Origin of the sequence: Speluncibacter jeojiensis (genome assembly GCF_029589495.1) — a bacterium.
Classification (GTDB): Bacteria; Actinomycetota; Actinomycetes; order Mycobacteriales; family Mycobacteriaceae; genus Speluncibacter; species Speluncibacter jeojiensis.
Genome location: NZ_JAAIVF010000008.1, coordinates 130059 through 147557, shown reverse-complemented (window position 1 = coordinate 147557; position 17499 = coordinate 130059). Strand labels below are relative to the sequence as shown.

At 71.2% G+C, this 17499-nt stretch carries 16 protein-coding genes and 1 riboswitch; of the genes, 11 read left to right on the top strand and 5 right to left on the bottom strand.

Annotated features, from left to right (window positions below; all coding sequences use genetic code 11):
* Positions 1 to 34 precede the first annotated feature (34 nt).
* The gene (locus G4X40_RS21080; RefSeq protein WP_277835464.1) at positions 35 to 505 is read right to left on the bottom strand and encodes a mandelate racemase/muconate lactonizing protein; all 471 of its coding nucleotides are present in this window, start codon (positions 503 to 505) and stop codon (positions 35 to 37) included.
* Positions 506 to 537: 32 nt separating this feature from the next.
* Positions 538 to 658: riboswitch (SAM riboswitch) on the bottom strand.
* A gap of 417 nt (positions 659 to 1075) precedes the next feature.
* Between G4X40_RS21080 and G4X40_RS21075 the strand changes: the two genes are divergently transcribed.
* Complete coding sequence (locus G4X40_RS21075; RefSeq protein WP_277835463.1) at positions 1076 to 1939, top strand: lytic transglycosylase domain-containing protein; 864 nt, start codon at positions 1076 to 1078, stop codon at positions 1937 to 1939.
* 42 nt (positions 1940 to 1981) lie between these two features.
* Here G4X40_RS21075 and G4X40_RS21070 read toward each other — a convergent pair whose 3' ends face one another.
* From G4X40_RS21070 to G4X40_RS21055, 4 genes are all read right to left on the bottom strand, one after another.
* Positions 1982 to 3178 (bottom strand): hypothetical protein, encoded by a 1197-nt coding sequence (locus G4X40_RS21070; protein ID WP_277835462.1) that lies wholly within the window; start codon positions 3176 to 3178, stop codon positions 1982 to 1984.
* Positions 3179 to 3237: 59 nt separating this feature from the next.
* Entirely contained in the window at positions 3238 to 3540 is a 303-nt protein-coding gene (locus tag G4X40_RS21065) for a hypothetical protein (RefSeq protein ID WP_277835461.1), read from the bottom strand.
* A gap of 123 nt (positions 3541 to 3663) precedes the next feature.
* Positions 3664 to 4263, bottom strand: coding sequence for a TetR/AcrR family transcriptional regulator (locus G4X40_RS21060; RefSeq protein ID WP_277835459.1), 600 nt, complete (start codon positions 4261 to 4263; stop codon positions 3664 to 3666).
* 108 nt (positions 4264 to 4371) lie between these two features.
* Entirely contained in the window at positions 4372 to 5229 is an 858-nt protein-coding gene (locus G4X40_RS21055) for an esterase/lipase family protein (protein WP_277835457.1), read from the bottom strand.
* Positions 5230 to 5312: 83 nt separating this feature from the next.
* On the opposite strand from G4X40_RS21055, the gene G4X40_RS21050 reads away from it, so the two are divergent.
* Genes G4X40_RS21050 through G4X40_RS21005 form a run of 10 tightly spaced genes read left to right on the top strand, consistent with a single transcriptional unit; the run spans position 5313 to position 17499 of the window.
* Entirely contained in the window at positions 5313 to 7151 is a 1839-nt protein-coding gene (locus G4X40_RS21050; protein ID WP_277835455.1) for a multicopper oxidase family protein, read from the top strand.
* Positions 7148 to 8302 (top strand): alpha/beta hydrolase, encoded by a 1155-nt coding sequence (locus G4X40_RS21045; RefSeq protein ID WP_277835453.1) that lies wholly within the window; start codon positions 7148 to 7150, stop codon positions 8300 to 8302. Before G4X40_RS21050 ends, G4X40_RS21045 begins: the two co-directional genes overlap by 4 nt.
* 23 nt (positions 8303 to 8325) lie before the next feature.
* The gene (locus tag G4X40_RS21040) at positions 8326 to 9606 is read left to right on the top strand and encodes an oxygenase MpaB family protein (protein WP_408642268.1); all 1281 of its coding nucleotides are present in this window, start codon (positions 8326 to 8328) and stop codon (positions 9604 to 9606) included.
* A gap of 30 nt (positions 9607 to 9636) precedes the next feature.
* Entirely contained in the window at positions 9637 to 10689 is a 1053-nt protein-coding gene (locus tag G4X40_RS21035; protein WP_277835449.1) for a lipocalin-like domain-containing protein, read from the top strand.
* On the top strand, positions 10686 to 12044 hold the full coding sequence (hmgA, locus tag G4X40_RS21030) for a homogentisate 1,2-dioxygenase (protein WP_332844346.1): 1359 nt from the start codon (positions 10686 to 10688) through the stop codon (positions 12042 to 12044). Before G4X40_RS21035 ends, hmgA begins: the two co-directional genes overlap by 4 nt.
* A gap of 44 nt (positions 12045 to 12088) precedes the next feature.
* On the top strand, positions 12089 to 13549 hold the full coding sequence (locus tag G4X40_RS21025; protein WP_277835447.1) for an aldehyde dehydrogenase family protein: 1461 nt from the start codon (positions 12089 to 12091) through the stop codon (positions 13547 to 13549).
* 57 nt (positions 13550 to 13606) lie between these two features.
* Positions 13607 to 14851: a CaiB/BaiF CoA transferase family protein gene (locus G4X40_RS21020; RefSeq protein WP_408642267.1), complete on the top strand. Its 1245-nt coding sequence runs from the start codon at positions 13607 to 13609 to the stop codon at positions 14849 to 14851.
* A complete protein-coding gene (locus G4X40_RS21015; protein WP_277835445.1) occupies positions 14851 to 15795 on the top strand; it encodes a hydroxymethylglutaryl-CoA lyase in 945 nt (314 codons plus the stop codon). The genes G4X40_RS21020 and G4X40_RS21015 overlap by 1 nt, the downstream gene beginning before the upstream one ends.
* A 22-nt stretch (positions 15796 to 15817) precedes the next feature.
* Positions 15818 to 16627: an MlaE family ABC transporter permease gene (locus G4X40_RS21010; RefSeq protein ID WP_408642271.1), complete on the top strand. Its 810-nt coding sequence runs from the start codon at positions 15818 to 15820 to the stop codon at positions 16625 to 16627.
* 5 nt (positions 16628 to 16632) lie between these two features.
* Positions 16633 to 17499 (top strand): ABC transporter permease, encoded by an 867-nt coding sequence (locus tag G4X40_RS21005; RefSeq protein WP_277835444.1) that lies wholly within the window; start codon positions 16633 to 16635, stop codon positions 17497 to 17499.

The window sequence follows — 17499 nt, the reverse complement described above, 5'->3', positions numbered from 1 at the left end:
GTACCACACCGGCCCGACAGCCCGGCCGATGCGCTCACCATGCGAACTCCTCGGGCACCTGGCCCGCCAGGATCATCCACGTCGCCTCACTGGCTCGGTAGCCGGCCGCGAACAACCGCGGCCACGCGCGGAACTCCTCCGGGTCGACGATCGTCCGCTCGACGCCGTGGTTGCCCATGACCTTCTGCCGATGTTCGGGGTGATCGGGAAACTCGGCCACCAGCGTGTTGCGGCCCAGGTCCTGGCGGAAGATCAGCCAGGTGAGCGGGGTGAATCCCGCCACCTCTGCGCGGACGGCCAGATCGGCCCATTCGGTGATGTTCGTGTGGCCGCCCTCGAGCACCCGCTGCCGGGTGTGGATCATCGGGAACGTCCCGTACCAGATCGGTGGGAAGTCGAGCAGCACCTGGCACCACAACCGCCGCCGATCGGGTGGGATCGGCCACCACTTCTCCTCGGTCCGTTTCTTCTCGCCCCGGTGGCGGCCGTCGTACCGGTCACCCATGTCACCGCACCTGCCTGTCCGGAGGCGCCGCCTCCATCGACTTGCCCGTGCGGCGGGAGCGGCACGGGCCGGTTCTTCCCCTGGGGCACCCCGGTCGATGGCGACGGGGTTGCCGGGCAGCCGGCCAGGTACCGACAACTGCCTCTCGTGAACTCAGATCACAGTAGACCCGGGCACCGACACGGTCCGGTCGCGTCGCACGGTCCGTGGGCAAAGCCGTCGCCGATGGGGGCCGGAAACGCCCAGCCCGACCTCATGTGACCCGATTCACATTTCGTGACCGCACGGCACGCAACCCGCGGGGTCACGCACCGGCCATCGCCCGCCCGCGAACGCCACCCGGCCCCGCCCGGCGCCCGGCCGACCAGCGCAATTGCCATGCCTCGCCCGAGCGGCGACGCCACCCGTCGCCCCTCCCACGCCGACGCCGCCCCTCCGTCGCGCCGTGCCGCCGACGCAACCCCGTTACAAACGATCACGATCGAATAACGGTTGCATATCTTTTCCATGTAGCGTCGGCGCGTCTTTTCCAGTGATCGCCTCGCCGAGGCGGGGCGACAGGAGGAATCCGTGGGACGACACAGCGTGGGACGCCACCGCAAGCCGGCTCCGCAGCGGCAGCGCAGCGCCGCCGTCGCGATGGCTCTCGTCGTGCCGGCCGGGCTGATCACCATCGGCGCCACGACCGCCGCCGGACACGGCCGGCCGTCGGCTGCACCGGTCCACAACACCTGGACGGTGGGGCTGGCCGGCGACGCCGTGCAGATGCCCGCCGACCAACAGGCCCCGCCGGCCGCGGCCGCGGTGGCGGTCGCCGCCGTGAAGTCGGCCGCGGCGACCCACCAGGCGTCGGCGCCGGTCGCCGCGCCCGCTCCGGCCGCGGCGCCGGCCCCCGTCGCGGCGCCGCCGGTCAGCAACGCGCCGCAGGACGGCATCCCCGGCCTCGCCTACGACGCGTACCACAGCGCGGAACGCGCGCTCTCCCAGCAGGATCCCGCCTGCGGGCTGCCGTGGACGGTGCTCGCCGGGATCGGCCGGATCGAGTCGAATCAGGGCAACGGCGGCCAGTTCGACGAGCACGGCACCATGCTCACGCCCATCTACGGCCCGGCGCTCGACGGTTCGCTACCCGGCAACGAAATCATCACCGACGGCAGCGGCTACGCCCGCGCCGAAGGACCGATGCAGTTCATGCCGACCACATGGGCGGCCTACGCCGCGCCCGGGGCGAACCCGCAGAACATCTACGACGCCGCGCTGACCGCCGGCAAGTACCTGTGCTCGGGCGGGGAGAACCTGCGCGACATCGGCGGCCAGACCCACGCGATCCTGCGCTACAACCACTCGATGGCCTACGTCGCCAACGTGCTCGCCTGGTCGACCGGGTACGCCACCGGCATCGCCCCGCTGGTGGACTCGCTGCCGAAGATCTGACCCGCACCGATCGGCCCGCACTCGGACACGTCCGTCAGATCGTCACGGCGTCCACCGGTCGGTGCGCGCGGTCAAAGCGACGATGTCGCCCGCGAGCACGCTCTGATACGCCCCCATCAGCGCGTCGAGGTCGCCGAACTGGTCGCCGACGTTGTGGGTGTTCTCCGCCGACAGCTCCCGGTTCCCCGACCGCGCGATGAGATCGTCGATGCGGCTGTCCAGGCTCATCGTGCGCTCGATGGCAGTGATCGACCGCAACTGCTCCTCCGCGCGGGTGAGCAGCTCGGCGATGCGGACCAGCGCCGCGACCCGCTCGATCAGCTGGTTCCACACCGGCCGCAGCGCGTCGCGCCGGGCGTCGACCTGCTCGCGGGTGCGTTGATCGCGCGCCGACCGCTGCACCGCGTCGAGTTCGGCGAGCAGCCCGCGCAACGCCACCGTGTCGACCGCGATCTGGGTCAGCTCCTCGGCGAGGTCCAACTGGACCCGTTGCATCACAAAGTGATCCGAGTGCCATGCGGGCGATCCGTCGATGCGGTCGTAGAGGGCGCCGGCCAGATAGAGCAGCGTCTCGTAGCCGTCCGCGAACCGCGCCTGTCGTGGATCGGCCGCCCGCGCACGCAGATCCGGGATCGGTGAGCCGGCGGCGCCGCGCAGATCCTGCCACACCTGTGCCAGCCGGTCGACCGTGCCGAGCAGCGCCGCGTGACCGGCGACATCCCAGCGCAGCGAGGCCTGCGGGGTCGGCGTGCGCTGCAGCGCGGCGAACAGCGCCTCCCGCTGGGGCAGGTCCAGGTGAAGGCCGTCGCGGCGGTCCCGGCGCACCGCCCGCACCCCGTTGGCGTAGTGGGCGCCGGACATCACGAACGCCGACCGCATCATCTGGAGCCGCTTGCCCAACTCGCCGGCGCGGTACTTGAGCAGCAACTGTCCGGGGACCGGCCGCGGGCCGTCGAGCTTGACGCGCACCCGCCGGTGTTCGTCGGAGATCAGCCGCAGCGCGGCGAAACCGCCGATCCCGGGCAGGGTCCGGCCGGCGCGGCGGCGGGCGGCGAGCACCGCGCGCAGCGGCTCGTCGAGATATCCCGCGGCGACCAGCACGGCGGCGGTGTCGGACAGCTCGGGGTGTCGGCCGTCCAGAACCGCCCGGTCACACCAGGACCGGACCTGCGCGGCGGTGCGTTGCTTGCGGACCGCGATCTCGTCGGGATCCCACAGATCCCGCGCATCATCAGTCATCGGCCCTCCTCGACCACAGCTGAACTCCACTGTGGCAGAAATCCGGGCACGCGGCAGATTCAGGCCGACTCGGGCTCGGCGCTGGGGGTGACGGACTCCGCGGCAACAGCGGCGGTGGCGGAGGCCGCAGACGACGCCGCAGACGCGGCCGCCGAGGCCACTGCGGCCGCGGTCGCCGTCGCGGCAGCGGCCGCCTCGCGGGCCCGCGCCCGGCTCGAAAGCAGCACCAGCGCCGACACCGACGCGGCGATCAGGCAGAACACCGTCCACACCACGTGCAGCTCGGCCACGCCGAGCCCCGCCCCCACGAGGGCGGCGATGAGCACACCCCAGACGAGCGTCTTGGAAACAGCAGTCGCCATGTCGAGTTCCTTTCGCCGGGGCGGACGGATTCCTGAGAGGAACCTTAGACGCAGGATGTGCGAACCCTCACACGACACGTCGATTGTGTGGTAGCCGAGACCGTTTCGAGACGCGGCCCGACGTCACCGCGTCGTGAGGATCTCCATGATCGCGTCGAGTTCGGCTGCGGTCGGAGTGGGCAGGCTGGTGCGGCCGAACACGAACCCGATGCCCGCGTACACCAGCACGCCCGCGCGCAGCCGCGCCTGCTCCGCGTCGAACCCGAGCCCGAGCAGTGCGCCGCGCACGACCTCGAAGATCTGCTGGTCCATCTCCCGCACCGACGCCGCGACCTGCTCGTTGCCGGTCGCCCAGTCCCGGACCACCAACTGGACCGCCCACGCCTGCTGCTCCATCAGCAGTTCGGCCATCTTCTCGAGCCGCACGTCGACCGGCAGTGCCTGCAGCTGCGCCACGACCCGCACCGCCTCGTGCTGTTCGGCGCACCATCGATCCGCGACGGCCTCCATCAGCGCGTTCAGATCCGCGAAATGCCAATAGAAGCTGCCCTTGGTGACCCCGAGGTCGTCACACAGCCGGGTGATCTTGACCGCCGAAACGCCCTCGCGGACAAGCAGGTCCAAAGCGGCCGCCGTCCAGTCGCCCAGGCTGAGCCGGGTATCCGAACGTCCGCGCCCGCGGCGTCCACGCGCGGAGCCGGTCACCGGGTTCTTCACGCCCATCTGCGATCACTTCCCACTCGTCGACACCACCACTGCCACCGCCATCCGAATCATCATCCGAAACAGCACCATCCGAAAACACCACCTCGGGAACCACCATTGTCGAGGTCACCGCGCCGCGCGGCCAGTCGGACTCCCGGTGCCGAGGGCGTCGATCACCATCCGCTGCACTACCGGATCGTCGACCATGCCGAAGTGGCCGACCGCGTCGACCGGCGCGACCTGCTGGACGAGCCGGGATGTCATGCCCGGCAACGCCGCCGACAGCGCCGGCTGGACCAGCCCGTCGGCCGTGCTGATGACGTTGACGTACCGCACCCCCGGCACCACCGTCCCGCGCCGCTCCAGGCCCTCGAGGAAGTCCGATCCGGCGATGAGCTCTCGGCAACCCGCACACAACGGGTCGACCAGCGGACGTTCCATGCGCAGCACCGTGTCGTAGGTGCCGAGGGACCTGCTGATCTTCTCCGCGTCTGCCAACCCGGCGATCGCGGTGCCGCGCCACATCGGCCCGATCGCGATCAGCGAGCGCACCTCCCGCGGCGTCGCCGACCGCTGCAGGTGACGGTCGACGGCCAGCGCGCCGGCGCCGTGCGCGACGACGTCGACCTGCCGTGCACCGCTGCGTGCCCGCAGGGCGGCGATCCGGTCGCCGACCTCGCGGGCTGCATCCTCGAGGGAGCCAAGCCCGGCGACCGGCACAGCCGCGCCCGCCGCCGGCAGGGCCGGGCCGTAGGTGAAGTCGTCGACGCAGTGACCGGCACGCTCGAGCCGCGAGCGCATCGACGCCCATTCGGCGCCGCTACGGCCCATGTCGTGCACCAGCAGCACCGGGTCCGCGCAGGACGCCGGCACTGCGTGCGCCGGGAACGCCGCCGCACCGGCACAGGCGGCGGATGCGGCGACAACGGCGACGGTCGCCGACACCAGAACTCTCCATTCGGCCTGCTGCAGCACGGATTTCATTCGTTTCCTAGGCAAGCGCATTTCCATACCATACAGTGCGGTATGGAAGATCGGGCCCGACCGGACAGCCCCAGGAGCGGCGAGTGACGCACCCTCTCGATCGCAGGACCGTGTTGCGCGGATTCGCCGCCGGCGCGGCCGGCATCGCACTGTCGAGCAGACCGTCCGGGACGGCCGCGGCGGCCCCGGTTGCGCCGGCCAACCCGAGCCCGCTGATCTTCCACTCGCCGCCGATGGCGCCGTTCGTCGACGAGTTGCCACCGCTGCCGGTCATCGGGGGCAGCCGGCTCGACATCGACGCCGTCAGTGCCACCCACCGGTTCCACCGCGACTTCGCCCCGGCGCCGACGCTGGCGTATTCGGGGATGGACTACCTCGGCCCGACCATCGAGGCGCAGCGCGGTGCACCCACCACCGTCCGCTTCGTCAACCGGATCACCACACACCCGCTGGCGTCGGACATGGACATGTCGCTCTCGCACGTCACCGGCTCCGACCGCACCGATCCGCCGACGTCGTTCCACATGCACGGCGGCGCGACCCCGCCGGACAGCGACGGCAACCCTATGCAGCTCTCGCGCCGCGGCCAGGGCAATGTGCACCATTTCCCCAATTCCCAAGAGGCCGCGCATCTCTGGTATCACGACCATGCGATGGGCATCACCCGCCTGAACGTCTATGCCGGGCTCGCCGGGACCTATCTGCTGCGCGACGAGTTCGACACCGGCCGTGCCGACAATCCCCTGGGCCTGCCCGCCGGCGAGTTCGAGCTGCCGATGGTGCTGCAGGAGAAGATCTTCACCGCCGACGGGCGGCAGAGCGGACGCTCGACGCCGATCGTGCCGCAGGGCGGCTGGGAGGGCGGCGCGGTCGGCGATGTCGGGCTGGTCAACGGCGTGGTCTGGCCGCAGCTGACGGTCGCGCGCGGGCTCTACCGGCTGCGGCTGATCAACGCGGCGTCGTTCAGCGTGTGGCACCTGTTCTTCTCCAACCGGATGCGCTTCTGGGTGATCGGCACCGACGGCGGCCTGCTCGACGCGCCGGTGCCCACCACCTCGCTGCGGCTGACCCCGGCCGAACGGGTGGACATCCTCGTCGACTTCGGCGCACTCGCCCCGGGCACGACCGTCGAACTGCGCAACGACGAGCGGCCGCCGTTCCAGGCGGCGATCCTCGGTGAGGTGGCGATGCCGCTGTTCTGCAGGTTCCGCGTCGGCCACGCGCGCGGGTTCACCGGCGGCGTCCCGACACGACTGCGCGGCGGGCCCCGCCTCCCGGCCCCGCTACCGCCGGTCGAACGCCCCCACCAGGTCCGCAACCTGACCATCAGCCAGCCGTACGAACTGCGCGACCCGCCGGCCATCATGACGCTCAACAACCTGCGCTACAGCGATCCGCAGATCGAGATGCCTCGCCAGGGCGCCACCGAGGTCTGGAACCTGATCAACATCACCCCGGACCCGCATCCGATCCACATCCACCTGGTGATGTTCCGGGTCCTCGGCCGCCGGCCGCTGCGCACCGTCGACTATCAACTCGCCCATCCGCAACCGCCGGTCGGGATCAAGTGGACGCCGTCGCCCGAGGGGTTCTACGCGGGACCGCTGTCCCCGCCCGCCCCCTGGGAGGCCGGGTGGAAGGACACCGTCCGGGTCGACGGCGGCACCGTCACGCAGATCGTCGTCCGCTTCCCCACCGCGGACGAACTCGGCTTCGACCCGGACGCGACGTTCTCGGCCGCGCCGACCATCGGGCCACCGACACCCGCCCCGTCCGCCGTCAACCCCATGGCCCCGATGGCGGGCATGCACGACATGACCGGGCACGCGACCACCGACCGATTGCAGGGCTACGTCTGGCACTGCCACCTACTCGACCACGAGGACCACGACATGATGCTCAGATACCGGACCATCGCATGACCGCGCCCGTCGACAGCTTCCAGCGGATCCCGTACCACCCGGCGACCGACGGTCGCGTCGAGATGCACTCGGGCCTGTCCCGGCACTATCCGACACTGCACGCCAACCTCGTTGCCAGGCCGGGTCATTCCCGCGAGGTCGGCGTGCTGATGGCGCACCCCGCCTCGAACTTCCTCACGCACTTCCTGCTGCGCGCGCTCGCCGAGGCGGGGGTGCCGGCGATGGGTCTGAACACCCGCTACACCGCCAACGAGCCGGCGCTGATCATGGAACGCGCAGCGACCGATCTGGGTGCCGGCGTGCGCTGGATGCGCGAGCGACTGGGCTTCGAGAAGGTGGTGCTGCTCGGGTTCAGCGGCGGTGGACCACTGTCGTCGTTCTACCAGGCGCAGGCCGAGAGCCCGACCGTCACGCACACCCCCGCCGGGGATCCGGCCGACCTGGCCGCCGAGCACCTGCTGCCCGCCGACGGGCTGATGCTCGTCGGCGCACACGCCGGACGGGCCCGGGTGCTCCGGCACTGGATCGACCCGTCGGTCACCGACGAATCCGACCCGTTCGCCACCGACCCGCAGTGGGACCTCTACGCGGCCGGGCGGACGGCGCCGCTGGACCGGGACTGGGTGCAGGGCTACCGTGCGGCCCAGCTGGCGCGGATCGACCGGATCGACGACTGGGCGCGCGCCGAACTCGACCGGGTCGCCCGGCTCGGCGCCGCGGACCGCGCATTCGTGGTGCACCGCACCGTGGCCGACCCCCGCTTCGTCGACGTCACGCTCGACCCCGGCGACCGCACCCCCGGCTGCATGTACGGCGATCCGCGGCAGGCGAACTCGGCCGCGGGCGGACTGGCCAGGTTCGCGACCGCGCGCAGCTGGCTGAGCACCTGGAGCTACCGGCAGACCAACGCCGACGCGCTGCGCAACCTGCCGAGCGTGACCGTGCCGGTCCTGGTCGCCCCGCTGATGGCCGACCAGGCCGCCTTCCCCAGCGAGTCGCGCGAGATGTTCGACGCCGCCCGCGCGGCCAAACGCGACCACCTCGAGTTCGCCGGGCTCAATCACTATCTCGTCGACCAGCCGCAGGGGCCACAGACGATCGCCACCGCACTGCGCGACTGGCTGACCGGCACGGGCCTGCTGGGCCGCTGACCGCATCGACAAGGAGGATCCTCATGACCGCCGAGACACGGGAACCCACAACGGGAACAGTGCCCGAGACCGACCGATGCCCCGCACACTTCCGATACTGGGACAGCGCACGATCCCCGCGCATGCAGCGTCGCGTGCGAAGAATCAAGCGGCTCACCGGCTTCGACGTGTTCCCCACCGACGAGCAGGCCACCGCCTTCTGCAACGACCTGTTCGCTGGCGACCCGGTCGCCGAACGTTTCGTCGACGAGGTCTACGACGCCGACCCCGCCGCCACCCGGGCCATGCTCGGCCGGGCCCTGGACAGTTCACTCGGCCAGGTGCCCGACGCACCGGAATCCATGCGGGCGCTGTTCCGGGAGTTCGAGGAGGTGCCCGACTGGGTCGACCCGGCCCTCGTCGAGCAGGGCGCCGCGATCTGGCGACGCTGGGGCACCATGCTGTTCACGGTCGCCGGCTGCACCACGCTGGAGATCTACACCGAGGCCGCCGTCGCGACCCCGCTCTCGCTCGCCGGCGGCTACGCGGGCGACAACGCGCTGCGGCGGTTCCTCGAGACCAGCCGCTTCTGGATCGACGTCTCCGAACCCGGCGCCCTGCTCACCCCGGGCTCGCGCGGCCGGGCCACCGCCATGCACGTGCGGGTGATGCATGTGAACGTGCGCCGCCGCGTCGCCGATCATCCCGAATGGCGCGAGGAGGACTGGGGGCTGCCGATCTCCCAGGCGTACATGCTGCTCACGCTGATCGGCGGCAGCGTCGCCCCGGCGCTGGCGCTGTGGACGCTCGGCTACCAGACCACCCCCTCCGAGATGCGCGCGCTGCTGCACTTCCAGCGCTACCTCGGCCACCTGCTCGGGGTGCGCGCCCGCTGGTACCCGGAGGGCGTCGGCGACTGCCTGCGCCTGCTGGCGATGACCATCGCCTCGCGCTCCTACGACGCGGGCGAGGTCGGGTCCGAACTCGTCGAATCCTTCCCCGCCGCGTTCGGCCCCCGCGACGGCCAGAGCACGCTGCAGCGGCTGCGCGGCGTCTACAACCACCGCATCTACTCCGCGTACACCGCGCTGTTCATGGCGCCGCGCACCCGCGCCCGCTACGACCTGCCCAACGCGTTCCCGTGGATCCTGATCCCGATCGTCCGCATCCCGCTGGTCACCGCCATGGAACTGGGCCGACGGTTCGTCCCCGGCGTCGCGGGCGTGCAGGAGAAGATCAGCGTCCGCCACCGGCTCAACTGGTACCGCGCCCAGATGCAGGGCCGCGAGGCCGAATTCCAGGCCAAGAGCGCACTGCGCCGCTGACCCCACTTCCCGCACCGGAGAGGACATCCCATGGCAGTCAAGAACGTGGTCGAGGCCTGGAGCGGACCCGGCCGGCGCGACGGCACCATCACCGCGCTGCGCCCGGCCGACAACGCCGCCCACCCCAGCACCGACAAGCACGCCTTCGAGCACTGGTACTTCGACGCCCGACTCGACGACGGTCACATCGTCGTCGGGTTCTTCCAGGGTCGCGAACTGGTCAGCCGCAAGCCCGGCGTCGAACTGCACATCTACTCCCCCGACGGCACCCGACGCGAGATCGTCCGCCACTACTCCGACGAGCAGGTCAGCGCCTCGCCCGACGAGTGCCGGATCCGCATCGGCGACAACACCGCCGAGTCCGACCACACCGGCCCGCTGCCGGTGCACCGCATCCACCTGGCCGAGGAGGACGTGGCCTTCGACCTCACCTTCCACAGCGAGGTGCCCGGATGGATGCCGGGCCGCGGGCAGACCTCCTACGGCGACCGCGAGTTCTTCGCCTGGGCGGTCGGCGCCCCCCGCGCGCGGGTGAGCGGGACCGTGCGCATCGGCGACCGCGTCCTCGACGCCACCGGGCTCGGCTACCACGACCACAACTGGGGCGTGGGCGACATGAAGCGGATCATCGACCGCTGGTACTGGGGCCGGCTCTACGTCGACGACCTCACCCTCATCTACGCGACGGTGCTGACCCAGAAGGGTTACGGCGCACACTGGTCCACTCCGTTGATGCTCGCCCTGGGCGATCGGGTGGTGCTGAGCACCGGCGAGATCGAGGTCCGGCCGGGGCCGATACGTTTCGACGCGGTCGCCAACCGCGAGTACCCGACCTCGCTGCGCCTGGTCGCGCCCGGCCAGGTCGACCTGTCGCTGAACGTGCGGCGCATCGTCCACGCGCACGACTTCCTCGCCGACGTGCCGGTGGTCCGCACACCGCTGGTCAAGCCGCTGGTCAACCGCCTGGTGGGCCGCCCCGGCTACTTCCGGTTCGAATCGGACTTCACACTTTCGGCGACCGTCGACGGGCAGCGTTTCGAACGCGAGGGCAGCACCCTGCACGAGATGGTGGCGCTGAAGTGACCGCGACGTCCACCGAGCCGGAGTCGGAGGCAGGCACCGCGCAGGATCATGTCCGCGGCCGGTACGCGGACCTGGCGTACCTGAGCGGCTTCGGCAACGAGCACCACACCGAGGCGCTGCCCGGCGCCGTTCCGCCGCAGCAGAACTCACCGCAGCACGTCCCGCTCGGCCTCTATGCGGAGCAGCACAGCGGGACCGCGTTCACCGAGCCGCGGGCGAACAACCGGCGCAGCTGGGTGTACCGGATCCGCCCGTCGGCAGCGCATCCGGCGTTTCAGCGGATCGACGACGGGCTGCTGCGCAGCGCCCCACTGCTCGACGGCGTCGCCGACCCCAACCGGCTGCGGTGGGATCCACTGCCGCGGCCGGCACGGCCGGTGGACTTCGTCGACGGGCTCTACACCCTCGGCGCGAACGGCAGCGCGCTCGACCGCACCGGCATCGCGATCCACCTGTACTGGGCGACCGCGCCGATGCACGACCGCTACTTCTCCGACAGCGACGGCGAACTGCTGCTGGTGCCGCAGACCGGAATGCTCGGCCTACGCACCGAATTCGGCCTGCTCGCGGTCGAGCCCGGCGAGATGGCGCTGATCGGCCGCGGCGTCCGGTTCGCGGTCGACGTCCCAGACGGCGCGGCCCGCGGCTACGTCTGCGAGAACTACGGACGCCCGTTCGCGCTGCCCGAACTGGGCCCGATCGGCGCCAACGGCCTGGCGCACGCCCGCCACTTCCGGTATCCGGTGGCCGCCTATGAGGACATCGAGCGCCGCGTGCAGGTGGTGCAGAAGTTCGGCGGGCACCTGTGGGCGGCGGACTACGACCACTCCCCGTTGGACGTGGTGGGCTGGTACGGCAATCACGGTGTCTGCAAGTACGACCTGCGCCTGCTCAACGTGATGGGCACCGTCGCCTACGACCATCCGGACCCGTCGATCTGCACGGTCCTCACCTCGCGGTCCGGCACTCCCGGCCAGGCCAACGTCGACTTCGTCGCGTTCCCTCCGCGCTGGGTGGTCGCCGAACACACCTTCCGCCCACCGCATTTCCACCGCAACACGATGACCGAGTTCATGGGACTGGTCACCGGCGTGCACGACTCCAAGGCCGAGGGCTTCGTACCCGGCGGGGCGAGTCTGCACAACATGTGGGCGGCGCACGGCCCGGACGAGGCCACCTACACATCCGCGACCACCGCCGAGTTGGATGCACAGTTCCTGGCCGGCTCGCTGCCGTTCATGTTCGAGACGCGGCTGCCGTTGATGGTCACCGACTTCGCCCACACCGCCCAACACCGCCAACCCGACTACGACAGTTCCTGGTCGGGCCTGCGCCGCCACTTCCCCCGTCCCTGACCCGCCTCGCCCCTGATCCGATCCCACCGACGACAGGACCTGCCATGACCCCCACCTACACGCTGCCCACCGGACGGCTGTTCATCGGCGGCACGCATCGAGACGCGACCGACGGCGCGACCTATACCTCGATCAACCCGGCGACCGAGGAACCGATCGCGCAGATCGCCGCGGCCGGCGCCGAGGACGTCGACCGTGCGGTGCGCATTGCCCGCAACGCCTTTGAATCCGGCCGGTGGGCGACGATGAGCGGGGCGCAGCGCGGCCAGATCCTGGCCCGGGCCGCCGATCTGATCGAGCAGGACGCCGGAAACCTCGCCGCGCTCGAAACCGCGGAGATGGGCAAGCTCTACAGCCATTCGGTCGACGGCGACATCCCCGCCGCGGCGGCGACGTTCCGACACTTCGCGGGCTGGGCGGACAAGTTGTCGGGGCGCACCGCGATGCTGCCGGACTTCGGGCCGCAGCCCCGGTTCGGGTTCACGCTGCGTCAGCCGCTCGGGGTGGTCGGCGCGATCACCCCGTGGAACAACCCCGCGGTGATCGCCGCGTGGAAGTCGGCACCGGCGCTCGCGGCCGGGTGCACGGTGGTGATCAAGCCTGCCGAGGACGCCGCGTTGTCCACCCTGCGCCTGGCCGAACTGCTCGCCGAGGCGGGCCTGCCGGACGGGGTGTTCAACGTGGTGCCCGGGCTCGGCGAGGTCGCGGGCGCGGCGCTGGCGCGACACCCCGGACTGGACAAGATCAGCTTCACCGGCAGCGTCGAGGTCGGCAAGCAGATCGGCTCGCTCGCGGGCGACAACTTCCGCAAGGTCACGCTCGAATTGGGCGGCAAGGCACCACAACTGGTGCTCGCCGACGCCGATCTGGAGCAGGCGATGCCGTGGATCGCGATGGGCAACTTCTATCACACGGGCCAGGTATGCGCCGCCGGCACGCGGGTGCTCGTCCACGAGTCCCGAGTCGACGAGGTGGTCGAGGGACTCGCCGCCGTCGCCGCCTCGAGCACCGTCGGCGATCCGTTCGACGCCGCGAGCACGATGGGTACCGTCGTCAACGACCGTCAGCTCGAACGGATCCTCGGCTACGTGGAGGCCGGCCGGCGCGAGGGCGCCAAGCTGGTCACCGGGGGAAACCGGCTCGGCGAACGCGGGTTCTACGTCGAGCCCACCGTGTTCGTCGGCGACAACGACCTGACCATCGCCCGCGAGGAGATCTTCGGCCCGGTCGCGACCGTGATCCCCTTCCGCGACAACGACGAGGCGGTGCGGCTGGCCAACGACACCAAGTACGGGCTCAACGCGATGATCTACACGCAGAACCTGTCGGCCACGCACCGGATCATCCCGCAACTGCGGGTCGGCACGGTGTGGGTGAACGGGTGGGGCGTCCCGGATGTCTCGCTGCCCTGGGGCGGCCGCGGCGGCAGCGGCATCGGCCGTGAGCTCGGGCAGAGCGGGCTCGAGGCCTACACCGAGGAGAAGACCGTCTACCTGGGCCTGTGATCGAGCCTGCCCTCTGAACATCGAAAACCCTGTCGCACAGGCACACCGGAAGTGAGTATGGGTATGACGGCATCCGCACGACACCCCGGCGACGGCCTGGCCGGGCCCGGGGCACTGCACGGCTACCGGGTCCTGGAACTGGGTTCACTGATCGCCGGTCCGTACGCCGGGCGCCTGCTCGGCGACCTGGGCGCCGACGTCGTCAAGATCGAGGCCCCGGACAGGCCGGACCCGTTGCGCTCCTGGGGCAACGCCGAGCAGGACGGGCACCGGTTCTTCTGGACGGTGCACGCGCGCAACAAGCGGTCGATCACGCTGGACCTGCGCCGTCCGGAGGGCCGGGCGATGTTCCTGCGCCTGGTCGAACGCGCCGACGTGGTCGTGGAGAACTTCCGGCCCGGCACCCTGGAACGCTGGGGCCTGGGCTACGACGTGCTGTCCGAACGCAATCCGCGGATCGTCCTGGCCCGCGTCTCCGGCTACGGGCAGACCGGGCCGATGGCGCAGCACCCCGGCTACGCCTCGGTGGCCGAGGCGGTCAGCGGACTGCGGCACCTCAACGGCTACCCGGATCAGCCGCCGCCGCGTATGGCACTGTCCCTCGGCGACAGCCTGGCGGGCATGTTCGCGGCGCAGGGCGTCCTCGCGGCGCTGCTCGCCCGCGAGCGCACAGGACGCGGGCAGGTCGTCGACGTCGCGCTCACCGAAGCCTGTCTGGCCGTGCAGGAGTCGACCGTCCCCGACTACGACCGCGGCGGTGTCGTGCGCGGGCCGTCGGGCACCCGGCTCGACGGCATCGCGCCGTCGAACATCTACCGGTCCCGCGACGGGCGCTGGGTGGTGATCGCCGCCAACCAGGACACGGTGTTCCGTCGGCTGTGCGGGGCGCTCGGGCGGCCCGAGTTGGCCGACGACCCACGCTTCGCCGACCACCTGGCGCGCGGGCGGCACCAGGACGAGCTCGACGAGATCGTGGCCGACTGGGCCCGGCGCCTGGACGCCGAGGTGCTGATCAAGACGCTCACCGAGGCAGGGGTGGTGGCCGGGCCGGTGAACACCGTCGCCGAGGTGATGGACGATCCGCAACTGCGCGCGCGCAACATGGTCGTCGACCACTACGACGAGCGCATCGGGGAGGCGGTCGCCGGGCCGGGTGTGGTGCCGGTGCTCAGCGACACACCGGGTTCGGTCCGACGCGCCGGGTCGGCCCGCCCGGGCGCGGACAACGACGCGGTCTACACCGAACTGCTGGGACTGTCCGCGCCGCAACTGCGCGACCTCCACGACGTCGGGGTGATCTGATGATTCCGACGCTGCCGCCGGCTGTCAGCATCCGTGAGGTCGGGCTGCGCGACGGTCTGCAGAACGAGCGGCCTGTGTCGACCGAGGCGAAGCTCCGGCTGCTCGACGCCCTCGCCGTCACCGGAGTCCGGCGCGTCGAACTCACCGCGTTCGTATCCCCGCGTGCGGTCCCGGCGATGGCCGACGCGGAAGCGCTCGCCGCGCAGGCGCACCGGTGGCCGCAGCTCGAGTTCTCCGCGCTGGTCGCAGGACCCGGCGGGGCCCGCCGCGCGGTCACCGCCCGCATCCCGGACGTGGAGTACGTCCTCTCCGCCGCCGAGGGGCACAGCCAGGCAAACGTCCGCCGCGGCGTGGACGAGTCGGTGCGGTTGACCGAGCAGATCGCCGAGATCGTCCACGACGGCGGCGGCACCTGCGAGGTGATCATCGCGACCGCGTGGGACTGCCCGTTCGACGGCCCGACCCCGCCCGAGCGGGTCGTCGAGATCGCCGGGCACGCAATCGCTCTCGGCGCGGACCGAATCTCGGTCGCAGACACCGTCGGTACCGCCACCCCGGTCCGCGTCGTCGGCCTGCTCGACCGCCTGCGCGCGCACCTCGGCGACTGCTCGGTCGGCGCGCACTTCCACAACACCCGGGGCGCGGGACTGGCCAGCGCCTATGCGGCCGTGCAGTCCGGAGTGGTCGACCTCGACGCCTCCGTCGGCGGACTCGGCGGGTGCCCGTTCGCACCGGGGGCGAGCGGCAACATCGCGACCGAGGAACTCGTCTATCTGCTCGAGGACTGCGGGGTGGGCACGGGTATCGACCTGTCCGCGGCGATCGACGCGGCGACGGTCGCCCGCCGGGTCGTCGGCCACGACCTCGCGAGCGGTGTCGGCCGCGCCGGCGACCGCCTGCGCACCCCGGCCGCCTCCCTCGGCGCCACGACCGGACAGGGGTGAGCCGGCGATGGTGACCCTGCGTATGCCGGTGGACCTGGCGCCCACCGTGTCCCGGCTGACCGCCGGCGCGCTGGAGTCGGTCGGCGGCGGCGTGCGCGCGCTCGGCCGGTTCTACTCCATGTCGCTCGACGCCGCGCTGGCGCTCGGCCGGCGCCCGTTCGCCTGGCGCGAGTTCCTCGTCCAGTCCTGGTTCATCGCCCGCGTCTCGCTGCTGCCCGCGGTGCTGATGTCGATCCCGTTCACGGTGCTGGTGGTGTTCACGCTGAACTCGCTGCTCACCCAGATCGGCGCGGGCGACATGTCCGGAGCGGGTGCGGGATTGGGTGCGGTCACGCAGATCGGCCCGCTGGTGACGGTGCTCGTCGTGGCGGGCGCCGGCGCCACAGCGATCACCGCCGACCTCGGGTCGCGCACCATCCGCGAGGAGATCGCCGCGCTGCAGGTGCTCGGCATCGACCCCGTGCCGCGACTGGTGCTGCCGCGGGTGCTGGCGTCCGTGTTCGTCGCTTCGCTGCTCAACGGCGCGGTGTGCGCGATCGGGTTGTCCGGCGGCTTCCTGTTCTCGGTGTTCGTTCAGCACGTCTCGCCGGGGGCGTACGCGTCCGGCGTGACGCTGCTGATCGGGGTCGGCGACCTCGTGCTGTCGGAGGTCAAGGCCGCGGTGTTCGGTCTGATCGCCGCGCTCGTCGCCTGCTACCGGGGCCTGACCGTCGCCGGCGGGCCCAAGGGGGTGGGCGAGGCGGTGCAGGAGACGGTCGTGTTCGCCTTCATGGCCTTGTTCGTCGCCAACCTGGTCCTCACGTCCGTCGGCCTGGCGCTGAAAGGCAGTTGATCGCAATGACCGTCGACCGTGTCCCCCCGCTGCCGAGCCGCCGGTTCGGCACGCTCATCCGCCCCCTGGACCGCGTGGGCCGCTCGATCGACCGCGCCGGAGATCAAGCGAACTTCTTTCTCGCCGCACTGTTCTCGCTGGGCAAGGCCGCGCGCGCGTACCGTCGCGAGACCATGCGGCTGCTCGCCGAGATCTCCATGGGCACCGGCCTGCTCGCGGTGATCGGCGGCACGGTGGTCATCGTCAGCTTCCTGACACTGTTCGCGGGCGCAACGGTCGCCGTCCAGGGATACGACTCACTCGGCGACATCGGGGTCTCGTCGCTGACCGGCTTCCTCAGCGCCTACGTCAACATCCGGGTCGTCTCCCCGGTGACCGCAGGGGTCGGGCTCGCCGCGACCATCGGTGCGGGCACCACCGCGCAACTGGGTGCCATGCGGATCAGCGAGGAGATCGACGCGCTCGAGGTGATGGCGATCCGGTCGATGCCGTTCCTGGTCAGCACGCGCATCCTGGCCGGGCTGATCGCGATCGTCCCGCTGTACGCACTGGCGGTGACCACCTCGTTCCTGTCCAGCCGGGTCGCGACCGTGCATATCCTCGGCCAGTCGGCCGGCGTGTACGACCACTACTTCTACACATTCCTGATCCCGTCGGACGTGTTGTGGTCGTTCGTGCAGGCGATCGCCATGGCGGCCGTGGTCATGCTGATCCACAGCTACTACGGCTACTACGCGGCGGGCGGGCCGTCGGGGGTCGGCATCGCGACCGGGCGGGCCGTGCGGTCGTCGCTGATCGCGGTGGTGACGGTGACGCTGCTGATCTCGCTGGCGCTCTACGGCGGCGCCCGACAGCTCCACCTCGCCGGGTGA

What these genes read in the sequence shown, in the direction of transcription:
- G4X40_RS21010 (WP_408642271.1), top strand. Translation starts at nt 15,818, where the DNA reads ATGCCGGTGGACCTGGCGCCCACCGTGTCCCGGCTGACCGCCGGCGCG.
- G4X40_RS21060 (WP_277835459.1), bottom strand. Translation starts at nt 4,263, where the DNA reads ATGGGCGTGAAGAACCCGGTGACCGGCTCCGCGCGTGGACGCCGCGGG.
- G4X40_RS21045 (WP_277835453.1), top strand. Translation starts at nt 7,148, where the DNA reads ATGACCGCGCCCGTCGACAGCTTCCAGCGGATCCCGTACCACCCGGCG.
- G4X40_RS21005 (WP_277835444.1), top strand. Translation starts at nt 16,633, where the DNA reads ATGACCGTCGACCGTGTCCCCCCGCTGCCGAGCCGCCGGTTCGGCACG.
- G4X40_RS21070 (WP_277835462.1), bottom strand. Translation starts at nt 3,178, where the DNA reads ATGACTGATGATGCGCGGGATCTGTGGGATCCCGACGAGATCGCGGTC.
- G4X40_RS21040 (WP_408642268.1), top strand. Translation starts at nt 8,326, where the DNA reads ATGACCGCCGAGACACGGGAACCCACAACGGGAACAGTGCCCGAGACC.
- G4X40_RS21015 (WP_277835445.1), top strand. Translation starts at nt 14,851, where the DNA reads ATGATTCCGACGCTGCCGCCGGCTGTCAGCATCCGTGAGGTCGGGCTG.
- G4X40_RS21065 (WP_277835461.1), bottom strand. Translation starts at nt 3,540, where the DNA reads ATGGCGACTGCTGTTTCCAAGACGCTCGTCTGGGGTGTGCTCATCGCC.
- G4X40_RS21035 (WP_277835449.1), top strand. Translation starts at nt 9,637, where the DNA reads ATGGCAGTCAAGAACGTGGTCGAGGCCTGGAGCGGACCCGGCCGGCGC.
- G4X40_RS21080 (WP_277835464.1), bottom strand. Translation starts at nt 505, where the DNA reads ATGGGTGACCGGTACGACGGCCGCCACCGGGGCGAGAAGAAACGGACC.
- G4X40_RS21020 (WP_408642267.1), top strand. Translation starts at nt 13,607, where the DNA reads ATGGGTATGACGGCATCCGCACGACACCCCGGCGACGGCCTGGCCGGG.
- G4X40_RS21055 (WP_277835457.1), bottom strand. Translation starts at nt 5,229, where the DNA reads ATGAAATCCGTGCTGCAGCAGGCCGAATGGAGAGTTCTGGTGTCGGCG.
- G4X40_RS21025 (WP_277835447.1), top strand. Translation starts at nt 12,089, where the DNA reads ATGACCCCCACCTACACGCTGCCCACCGGACGGCTGTTCATCGGCGGC.